General features: G+C 71.3%; 13 protein-coding genes. All 13 read left to right on the forward strand.

What is annotated here, in order from left to right; genetic code table 11:
- Window positions 1–356: 356 nt before the first annotated feature.
- The gene (locus VGD28_RS10675; RefSeq protein WP_331028328.1) at window positions 357–905 is read left to right on the forward strand and encodes a hypothetical protein; all 549 of its coding nucleotides are present in this window, start codon (window positions 357–359) and stop codon (window positions 903–905) included.
- On the forward strand, window positions 902–2,224 hold the full coding sequence (locus tag VGD28_RS10680; RefSeq protein ID WP_331028329.1) for a DNA-packaging protein: 1,323 nt from the start codon (window positions 902–904) through the stop codon (window positions 2,222–2,224). The genes VGD28_RS10675 and VGD28_RS10680 overlap by 4 nt, the downstream gene beginning before the upstream one ends.
- Before the next feature lie 102 nt (window positions 2,225–2,326).
- A complete protein-coding gene (locus VGD28_RS10685; RefSeq protein WP_331028330.1) occupies window positions 2,327–2,677 on the forward strand; it encodes an endonuclease domain-containing protein in 351 nt (116 codons plus the stop codon).
- Between the two features lie 197 nt (window positions 2,678–2,874).
- Window positions 2,875–3,507, forward strand: coding sequence for a PilZ domain-containing protein (locus VGD28_RS10690; protein ID WP_331028331.1), 633 nt, complete (start codon window positions 2,875–2,877; stop codon window positions 3,505–3,507).
- A gap of 74 nt (window positions 3,508–3,581) precedes the next feature.
- A complete protein-coding gene (locus VGD28_RS10695) occupies window positions 3,582–4,322 on the forward strand; it encodes an NRDE family protein (protein ID WP_331028332.1) in 741 nt (246 codons plus the stop codon).
- A gap of 40 nt (window positions 4,323–4,362) precedes the next feature.
- Window positions 4,363–5,031, forward strand: coding sequence for a spermidine synthase (locus tag VGD28_RS10700; RefSeq protein ID WP_331028333.1), 669 nt, complete (start codon window positions 4,363–4,365; stop codon window positions 5,029–5,031).
- A 40-nt stretch (window positions 5,032–5,071) separates the two neighbouring features.
- Complete coding sequence (locus VGD28_RS10705; protein ID WP_331028334.1) at window positions 5,072–6,178, forward strand: phage portal protein; 1,107 nt, start codon at window positions 5,072–5,074, stop codon at window positions 6,176–6,178.
- A complete protein-coding gene (locus VGD28_RS10710) occupies window positions 6,175–6,492 on the forward strand; it encodes a DUF6127 family protein (protein WP_331028335.1) in 318 nt (105 codons plus the stop codon). The genes VGD28_RS10705 and VGD28_RS10710 overlap by 4 nt, the downstream gene beginning before the upstream one ends.
- Entirely contained in the window at window positions 6,489–6,869 is a 381-nt protein-coding gene (locus tag VGD28_RS10715) for an HK97 family phage prohead protease (RefSeq protein WP_331028336.1), read from the forward strand. Before VGD28_RS10710 ends, VGD28_RS10715 begins: the two co-directional genes overlap by 4 nt.
- Window positions 6,870–7,208: 339 nt before the next feature.
- A complete protein-coding gene (locus VGD28_RS10720; protein ID WP_331028337.1) occupies window positions 7,209–8,264 on the forward strand; it encodes a phage major capsid protein in 1,056 nt (351 codons plus the stop codon).
- A 133-nt stretch (window positions 8,265–8,397) separates the two neighbouring features.
- Window positions 8,398–8,664, forward strand: a complete 267-nt coding sequence (locus tag VGD28_RS10725; RefSeq protein WP_331028338.1) for a spike base protein, RCAP_Rcc01079 family — start codon at window positions 8,398–8,400, stop codon at window positions 8,662–8,664.
- Window positions 8,664–9,203, forward strand: a complete 540-nt coding sequence (locus VGD28_RS10730; protein WP_331028339.1) for a hypothetical protein — start codon at window positions 8,664–8,666, stop codon at window positions 9,201–9,203. The genes VGD28_RS10725 and VGD28_RS10730 overlap by 1 nt, the downstream gene beginning before the upstream one ends.
- Before the next feature lie 13 nt (window positions 9,204–9,216).
- Window positions 9,217–9,721, forward strand: a 505-nt coding sequence (locus VGD28_RS10735; protein ID WP_331028340.1) for a head-tail connector protein, incomplete at its 3' end; no start/stop codon positions are given.

A 9,721-nucleotide genomic window follows, 5' to 3' on the forward strand; every position in this document is an offset into this window, starting at 1 on the left:
AAGGCGCTGACGCGCAGAATCACCTCTTCGCGCCTCCGCGCCTCCGCGCTTCCGCGTGAACTCATCATCCTGAATGTCGATCTGTCCCGGTGCGCGCGGCGGGCCGCCCTCACCCTTCCGGCGGGTCAGGCGCGGGAAAGGATCCCGGTGCGAACCGGAATTTTCGTCGGCGCCGAACCAAATAGGATAATTGTGCTTGACATCGTCACGCTCATCAGGTACAAAACAGGAACGCTGAAGAATTGCGAGTCGCGGCGATGGCCGTGCGACGCTTCCTTCCGCGGGCAGGTTTGCAAATCGGGAGTTCGGGCCGGGGCGGCGACGCCTTCCGGCCCTCTTCATTTGAGGAGAGCGAGATGGGAACGCGGCGCGCCTATACCGACCCCGTACACGCGCCATTCGAGCCGAAGCGCAAATGGGTGCGCTGGACCCAGGCGATGCGTGCGACGTTCCTCGATCATCTGGCGGCGACGTGCAACGTCAAGGAAGCAGCGGCGGTGATCGGGGTGATTCCCGGATCGGTCTATGCGCTGCGCCGGCGCGAGCCGCAGTTCGCGGAGCAGTGGGAAGAAGCGGTGACGCTCGGCTACCAGATGCTCGAGACGCGGGTGATCGGACATGTGCTGGCGGGCGGCGGACCCAAGGACCCGTTGATGTGCGGTGTCGATAGCACGCTGGGCACGATCGACCTGGAGGCGGCGCTGCGGCTGCTGGGTATGCACCGTAATGCCGCGGGCAAGCCGCGCAGGAATCGCCCTCCCGTGTTCGCGGCGCCCGAGGAGACCGACAAGGTTCTGCTCGCCAAGCTGCGCCAGATCGAGGCGCGGCGCGCGCGCGACGCGGCCGGGCAGGTGGCGGCGGGGCCGGTTCCCCTGCTGGAAGATGCGCGAAAGGATGCGCGATGAGCGGGGACGCGCATGTCGATGCGATGATCGACCGCCTGATCGCGCTGCCCGAGGACGAACGCGGGATCGCGCTGCGCGCGATGACGGGGCCGATGCGGCGTGAGTTCAATGCGCGCTGGCGGGCCTGGGCGCATGGCGGGCAGATCGCGCCGCCGGGCGACTGGCGGGTGTGGCTGATCCGCGCCGGGCGCGGCTTCGGCAAGACGCGCGCGGGGAGCGAGTGGGTGAGCGAGCTGGCGCGCACCATGCCGGACGGGCGCTTCGCGCTGGTCGGCGCGACGCTGGACGAGGTGCGGCGGGTGATGATCGAGGGCAAATCGGGGCTGATCGCCACCGCGCGCGCGGACCGGCGGCCGGTGTGGCGGGCGAGCACGCGCGAGCTCGCATTTCCCTCGGGCGCGGTCGCCTTTGCCTATTCGGCGGATTCGCCCGAGGGGCTGCGCGGGCCCGAGCACCATCTGGCGTGGTGCGACGAGCTGGGCAAATGGGGGCGCGGCGGCGAGGCGGCGTGGGACAATCTGCTGATGGGCCTGCGCCTGGGCGAGCGGCCGCGCGTGCTGGTGACGACGACGCCGCGGGGGACGCAGCTGATGCGGCGCGTGATGACGCTGCCCGCCGCGGTCGAGACGCAGGGGCGGACGCGCGACAACCCGCATCTGCCGGCCAGCTTCGTCGAGGCGATGGAGGCCGAATATGGCGGCACCCGGCTGGGGCGGCAGGAGCTGGACGGCGAGCTGATCGACGATGTCGCGGGCGCGCTGTGGACGCGCGCGATGATCGAGGCATGCCGGGGGAGGAAGCCCCGCGATATCGTGCGCGTGGTGGTGGGGGTCGATCCCCCGGCGAGCGCCGAGGGCGACGCGTGCGGGATCGTCGCGGTGGCGCTGGATGCGGCGGACGTCGGCCACGTCATCGCGGATGCGAGCGTGACGGGGCTGTCGCCCGAGGGCTGGGCGCGCGCGGTGGCGAGATGCGCCGCGCGGCACAGCGCCGACAAGGTGGTGGCGGAGAAGAACCAGGGCGGCGACATGGTGCGCAGCGTGCTGCGCGCGGCGGACGTGACGCTGCCGCTGAAGCTGGTCCATGCCAGCCGCGGCAAGGCGGCGCGCGCCGAGCCGGTGGCGGCATTGTACGAGGCGGGGCGGGTGAAGCACGCCGGGCGCTTCCCCGCGCTGGAGGACGAATTGTGCGGGCTGGCGGCGGGGGGCGGCTATGAGGGGCCGGGCCGGTCGCCCGATCGCGCCGACGCGCTGGTGTGGGCGCTGACCGAGCTGATGCTGGGGCGCAGGCGGGGCGCGGGGGTGAGGGGATTGGGGTAGCGGGGCAGTAGCATTCATTCCTTCTAGCCCTCTCCCGCTTGCGGGAGAGGGTTGGGTGAGGGTCTTCTTTCTTCTACTCTGCCTTTCTTCTACGCTGCAGCCATGCGTCCGGTTCGCCGCAAGATCAGCCCGCATGCCGCCAAATTGAGGCGTGATCGGACCGACGCCGAAGACCGTTTCTGGCAGGCGGTGCGCAACCGGCAGCTCGGTGGGTTCAAATTCCGGTTTCAGCACTCGATCTGGCCGCACGTCGCCGACTTCGCATGTCTGGAAGCGATGCTGATCGTCGAGCTCGATGGCGGGCAGCACAACGAGATGAGGGATGCGCGGCGCACGGCGTTTCTGGAAGCGAAGGGCTTTCGCATCCTCCGCTTCTGGAATCACGAGGTGCTGGAGAATCTGGAGGGTGTGCTTGAGGTGGTAGGCGCCGCGCTTGCGGCCTCGCGCAAGTGAAGAAGAAGGCCCTCACCCAACCCTCTCCCGCAAGCGGGAGAGGGCTAGAAAGGGTCGGCGGCGAGATGCGGACGAAATTAAGCATCTTCGGCAGGTTTTCGTTAGCCCTGAAGCGGCATGACAGGTTGCGGGGGGCCGGAGGGGGGCGGCGAGCAGTTTCCCTGCACCGGTAGTCGATGCTCGCGGGAGGTTTGCCCGTGCGAGGTTCTGCGGATGCGCCGGAATGGAGCGCTGCATTCGATCAACGCGCCGACCAGCGCTTCACCACGCTGTTCCGGGTGGCCCGCGTCGTCACCGACGGCGGCGCGCAGCATCTGTGCCTGATCCGCAACATCGGCGCAGGCGGGCTGATGCTGGAGACCTATGCGCCGTTCGAGATGGGGATCGCGGTGCGCGTCGAGCCCAAGGGATGCGAGCCGGTCAGCGGGCGGATCTGCTGGGTCAAGGAGCGGAATGCCGGCGTCGCGTTCGACGCGCCGATCGACGTCGGGGCCTATCTCAACCACAACCAGCCGCTGGGGGCGGAAGGCATGCCGCGCGGGCCGCGCCTGACGGTGGGCCGCCGCGCCAGGCTGCGCGTCGGGGTGATGTGGCACATCGTCGAGCTGATCGACCTTTCGCAGAAGGGGGCGAAGATCCAGAGCGACCTCCCGATGGAGATGGAGGCCGCGGTCGAGCTGATGGTCGAGCGGCTCCCGCCGCTGTCCGGCCGGGTGCGGTGGATGAAGGAAGACCGGGTCGGCATCGAGTTCTCGAGCGCGATCGCGCTGGCCGACCTTGCCGAATGGGCGCGCACGCTGCCCGGGGAGGCTGCGCCCGGCCCTGGCTGAGCGTTGCGCCGGAGAGCGGGAAGCGCGCGCCGAACCGGCTTTGCGCGGGGGGCGGCAGCGGCTAGCCTTGGCGCATGTGTGTTCTGGCGCTGGCGTGGCATGCGCATCCCGGATGGCGGCTGGTGGCGGCGGGAAACCGCGACGAGCGGCACGACCGGCCCGCGGCGCCGCTGGGGCGGTGGATGGCAGCCAAGCCCAGGGCGGTCCCGGTCATCGCCGGACGCGATCTGCTCGCGGGCGGGACCTGGCTGGGCGTGAACGAGGACGGGCGGCTCGCGGCGGTGACCAACGTCCGCGGCGCGGCGCCTGACGCGGCGAAAGCGTCGCGCGGGGCGCTGGTGACGGACATGCTCGCCGGGGCGGAGCCCGAGGATCTCGATGCGTATAACCCGTTCAACCTGATCGCGGTGGAGCCCGAGGGGCCGATGTACCTGACCAACCGGCCCGCGCCGCTGCGGCGGCCGCTGGGCGCGGGGATGCACGGCCTGTCGAACGGGCTGCTCGACACGCTGTGGCCCAAGACGCTGCGGCTGCAGGCGGGGATGGCGAGCTGGCTGAGCGCGGGCGGCGACGACATCGCGCCCTTGTTCGCCGCGCTCGCCGACGAGCGGCCGGCGGGGGCGCCGCGAGAGGACGAGGCGGACGGGTTCGAGCCGGTCAACTCGCCGGTGTTCATCCGCGGCCCCGTCTACGGCACGCGGTGCAGCACCGTGGTGACGGTGGACGCGGGCGGCCGCGGGCGGATCGCCGAGCGGCGCTTCCACGCCGACGGCGCCCCGGCCGGCGAGACCGAGCTGCGCTTTTGCTGGCCCTGAGCGGAGGGCGCGCTATGGGCGAGGCGATGAGGACCGGAAATTGACCCCGCGCGAGCTGATCGACGTGGCGCAGGTGCCCGGCGGCGATCCGCTGCGGCTGTTCCGGCGCGGGGGCGACTTCATGATCGTGCTCGACCGCAACGAGCTGATGTCGAGCCGGATGAGCGGATCGGAAGAGGCGCTGGCGGAGATGACGCTCGAGCGGCTGAAGACGCCGGAAGCCGCGCAGCTGCTGATCGGCGGCTATGGCATGGGGTTCACGCTGCGCGCGGCGCTCGCGCGGCTGGGGCCGCAGGGCAAGGCGGTGGTCGCCGAGCTGGTGCCCAAGATCATCGAGTGGGCGCGCGGGCCGATGGCGCAGCTCGCCGCCGGGTGCCTGGACGATCCGCGGACGGAAATCGTGATGGGCGATGTCGGGGCGGCGATCGGCGCGGCGCGGGGGGCGTATGATGCGATCCTGCTCGACGTCGACAACGGGCCGGACGGGCTGACGCGGCTGGCGAACGACCGGCTCTATACGTTCGACGGGCTGCGCGCGGCGAAGGCGGCGCTGAGGCCGGGCGGGGTGCTGGCGGTGTGGTCGGCGGGGCCGGATGCGAAGTTCGCGCGGCGGATGCGCGAGGTTGGATTTGCCGTCGAGGAAGTGGCGGTCCGTGCGCGCCAGAACGGCAAGGGGCCGCGGCACGTGATCTGGTTTGGCAGGAAATAGCGGGCCGCTGACGGCTCGCACGGGCTTTCGGGAGATAGCGATGAACTGGTTCGGGAAGCGGCGCGATGCGTCGCGGCCGGCGCTGACGCGCGCGCACGGCGCGGCGGGGGTGCTCGGCGATTGGCCGCAAAGCTATGAGGCACAGGTGCGCGAGGGCTATGCCGCCAACCCGGTGGCGCAGCGCGCGGTGAAGATCGTCGCCGAAGCCGTGGCGGACGCACCGGTCGAAGCCTCCGCTCCCGCGCTGCTCGCGCTGGCGAGCGCGCGCAGCCAGGGGCAGGCGCTGACCGAGACGCTGGCGGCGCAGCTGCTGCTGCACGGAAACGCGTTCGTGCAGATCCTGGGCGACGGTGCCGGCGGGGTGAGCGAGCTGTTTCCCCTGAGGCCCGAGCGGGTGAGCGTCGAGACCGATGCGGGCGGCTGGCCCGCCGCCTATCGCTATCGCGTGGGCGGGAGCGTGACGCGGATCGCCGCCGAGGATGCCGCGGGGCGGCCGCAAGTGATCCACCTGAAGGCGTTCAACCCGGTGGACGATCATTATGGCCTTGGCTGCCTGGCCGCGGCGAGCGGGGCGATCGCGATCCACAATGCCGCGACGCGGTGGAACAAGGCGCTGCTCGACAATGCGGCGCGGCCTTCGGGTGCGCTGGTCTACGACCCGGGCGACGGCAGCGCGCTGGCGCCGGCGCAGTTCGAGCGGCTGAAGGCGGACATGGAGGCGGCGTTCGCCGGCGCCGCCAATGCCGGGCGGCCGATGCTGCTGGAGGGCGGGCTCAAATGGCAGGCGATGAGCCTGACCCCGGCGGACATGGATTTCGTCGGCCTCAAGGCGGCGGCGGCGCGCGAGATCGCGCTGGCGTTCGGCGTGCCGCCGATGCTGCTGGGTCTGCCTGGCGACAACAGCTACGCCAATTATCGCGAGGCGAACAAGGCGGTGTGGCGGCTGACGATCCTGCCGCTTGCCGGGAAGATCCTGACCGAGCTGGCGCAGGGGCTGTCGCCCTGGTTCGCGGGCGCGCGGCTGTGGGTCGCGGTCGACAAGGTGCCGGCGATGGCGGAGGACCGCGAGCGGCTGTGGCGCAGCGTGAGCGCGGCGGATTTCCTGACGGCCGAGGAGAAGCGCGCGATGCTGGGGCTGGCGCGATGAACGCCCCGGTCAACGGCCGGCTGCTGGCGCAGCTGATCGCGCAGGCGGCGGCCGACGGCGCGGACCTGGCGACGCTGCGCGCGATCGCAGAGGAGGCCGGCGAGCTGGGCGCGAGCCGCGCGCTGACGCGGCTGGGGCTGGACGATCCGCAAGCGGCCAAGGACATGGGCGAGCTGCGCGAGCTGCTCGGCGCATGGCGCGACGCCAAGCGATCGGCGGTGAAGGCCGTGGCGGGGTGGGTGGTGCGCATGCTGCTGGCGCTGGTGGTGATCGGACTGGCGGTGAAGCTCGGTTTCTGGGGGCTGGGCAAGTGACCCGGTTCGCGGGCTATGCGGCGGTGTTCGATGCGCCCGACCGGGGCGGCGACGTGATCCGCAAGGGGGCGTTCGGCGGGGTGCGGGTGCGGCGGGTGCCGCTGCTGTGGCAGCATCGCGGCGAACCGGTCGGCGTGATCGAGGCGATCGGCGAGGACGCGCGGGGGTTGCGCGTGACGGGCCGGATCGATGCGCCCGAGCTGGCCGGGCTGGTGGCGAAGGGCGCGGTGACGGGATTGAGCTTCGGATATCGCGTGCGCGACGCGCGGCACGGGCGCTGGCGCGAGCTGCGCGATGTCGAGCTGTGCGAGGTCAGCCTGGTGGCGCGGCCGATGCAGACGCTGGCGCGGGTGCATGCGGTGGCGAGTGACGCATAGGGCGATCTACCTTTTCGGTCCGAAACGCCGTTCGAGGTCGGAAAGCGTCGTGTCGAAACGATCAATCGCCTTGGCCTGAGCGCGATCCTGCTGCTCGCTAGAGCCTCTGCCGCGACGACAGTCCGAGGTGAAGATGAAGCCCGGATCCGGTCCGAACCGACTCGTGTGATAGTTGATCAGCGTGCTCAGGCGGGCGCCGTAGCGCTTTTCAAACCGGGGGCTTTGACGGCCGACTGAAGAAACGATGGGGTTCGCGCGTGGCGGGCCCCCTCCACCATGCCTGCGGCATGGTCCCCCTCCCCGTTCCGGGGAGGATCTTTATTGGAACGGGAGACACTCATGGAAACGAAGGCAGACGTCCTCGAACAGTCGTTCGAGGCGATCGAGGGTGCGGGCGTGCCGATGGCGCGGCCGGTGCTGGAGGGGGCGCGGGCGCCGAATGGCGCGGCGTTCGAGGGCTTTCTGCGCAGTGGCGCGGGCGCGCTCGAGATGAAGGCGATGTCGGGGGCGAGCGATGCGGCGGGCGGCTATGCCATCCCGCGCGAGATCGACGCGCTGGTCGACAGCACGCTGGCGAGCATCTCGCCGATCCGCGCGATCGCCAATGTGGTGACGGTGGGCAGCGCGGGCTATCGCAAGCTCGTCGCGTCGGGCGGCACGCCCTCGGGCTGGGCGGCCGAGACCGGCGATCGCGACGAGACCGCGACCGCGACCTTCAACGAGATCGCGCCGCCGATGGGCGACCTCTACGCCAACCCCGCGGCGAGCCAGACGATGCTCGACGACGCGGCGTTCGACGTCGAGGCATGGCTCGCCGACGAGATCGCCCGCGAGTTCGCCCGGGCCGAGGGCGCGGCGTTCGTGAGCGGCAACGGCACCAACAAGCCCAGGGGCTTCCTGGCCTATGCCACCGCGGCGACGGGTGACGGGGCCCGCGCGTTCGGCACGCTGCAGCATGTCGCGTCGGGCGCGTCGGGCGCATTCGCGGCGAACCCCGAGGAGAGACTGATCGACCTGGTCCAGGCGCTGCGGCCGCCCTATCGCCAGGGCGCGGTGTTCGTGATGAACTCGGCGACGCTGGCGCGGATCCGCAAGTTCAAGACCAGCGACGGCGCGTTCCTGTGGCAGCCGGGCATCGCTTCGGGCCAGCCGGCGACCCTGCTCGGCTATCCGGTGGTCGAGGCCGAGGACATGCCCGACATCGCGGCCAATTCGCTGTCGATCGCGTTCGGCAACTTCAAGGCCGGCTATCTGATCGTCGAGCGCGGCGAGACGCAGATCCTGCGCGATCCGTACAGCAACAAGCCGTTCGTGCACTTCTACGCCACCAAGCGCGTCGGCGGCGCGGTGACCAACAGCGAGGCGATCAAGGTCATGAAGTTCAGCGCGAGCTGAGCCGGCTGCAACGCGTCTTTCAACCCGAGGGGAGAGGGCGCCCGCTTGCGGCGGGCCCCCTCCACCATCGCCTCGCGATGGTTCCCCTCCCGGTTCCCCGGCCTTCGCCGGGGCAGGCTCGGAGGATATTTCTATGAGCGATGATTTCCAGAACCGGGCCGACCAGGTCTCGGCACCGGCGACGCGCTGCGCGGCGGTGACGCCGCATGACGGCGATGCGCTGAGCATGATCCCGAAGGGGCTGTATGTCGGCACCGGCGGCGACGTTTCGATCGAGCCGGCCGGGGGCGGCGGCCCGGTGACGCTGGCCAATGTGCCCGGCGGCAGCATCCTTCCGGTGCGCGCGCGCATCGTGCGGGCCACGGGCACGACCGCCGCCGACATCGTGGCGCTCTACTGATGGTCGCGATCGCGGCGGGCGCCAACACGGCGGTGACCGCGCTGGCCGGGGGAAGCTGGCGGATCGAGAAGGCGGGCGGAAGCGACGGTTCCTATGATGCCGCCGCTGCCGCCGCCGCCCCGATCGCCGGCGACTTCGCGCTGCGGGCGCAGACTCTGAGCCCGGGCAACTCGTTCCTGTTTGGCGTCAGCGCGGCGCCGCTGGGCGATGACGGCTTTGGCGCGATCAGCTTTGCGATCTGGCTCTACGAGGGGTTCGCCCATGTCTTCGAGAGCGGCGCCCATGTGCCGCTGGAGGCGGTCCGCGCCGATATCGCGTGGATCACCCGCACCGGCGGCGTGGTGCGATATCATGCCGGGCTGCTCCCCGACGCAGCGCCGCCGCTGCGCAGCGTGAGCGGCGCGAGCGGGCCGCTGTGGTTCGATTGCACGATCGGCAAGCTGGGCGGCGCGTTCAGCGCGCGCTTCGACTCGCCCGGCGCGTGGAGCCGCGGACGGGCGACGAGTCCGCGCGGGCTGGCGATCGCGGTCGGCGGATAGGGGGAGGCAACATATGACGCTGGAAGAAGCGAAGGCGTATCTGCGCCTGGAGGGGAGCGGCGAGGACGCGCTGCTGGCGCGGCTGATCGCGACCGCGACCGCATTGTGCGAGGCGTTCACCGGGACCGTGCTGGTGCAGCGCGAGGCGGCAGAGACGCTTCGGGCGGCGCGCGACTGGCAGCCGCTGGCGCACGCGCCGGTAGTGGCGATCACGGGGGTCGAGGCGCTGGCGGACGATGGCACGGCCGCGCCGCTGGCGGCCGATGCCTATGCGATCGATATCGATGCCGCGGGCACGGGATGGGTGCGGCTGACCCGGCCGGGTGCGGCGGAGCGGCTGCGCGTGACCTGTCGCGCGGGGCTGGCCGACGACGCGGCCGGGGTGCCCGCGCCGCTGGCCCAGGGCGTGATCCTGCTGGCCGCGCATCTGTTCGACCGCCGCGAGCTGCCGGGCGCGCCGCCCGCGGCGATCACGGCATTGTGGCGGCCGTGGCGGCGGATCCGCCTGCGGGATGCGG

This window comes from Sphingomonas sp., from assembly GCF_036402235.1.
In the GTDB taxonomy this organism is placed as follows: Bacteria; Pseudomonadota; Alphaproteobacteria; order Sphingomonadales; family Sphingomonadaceae; genus Sphingomonas.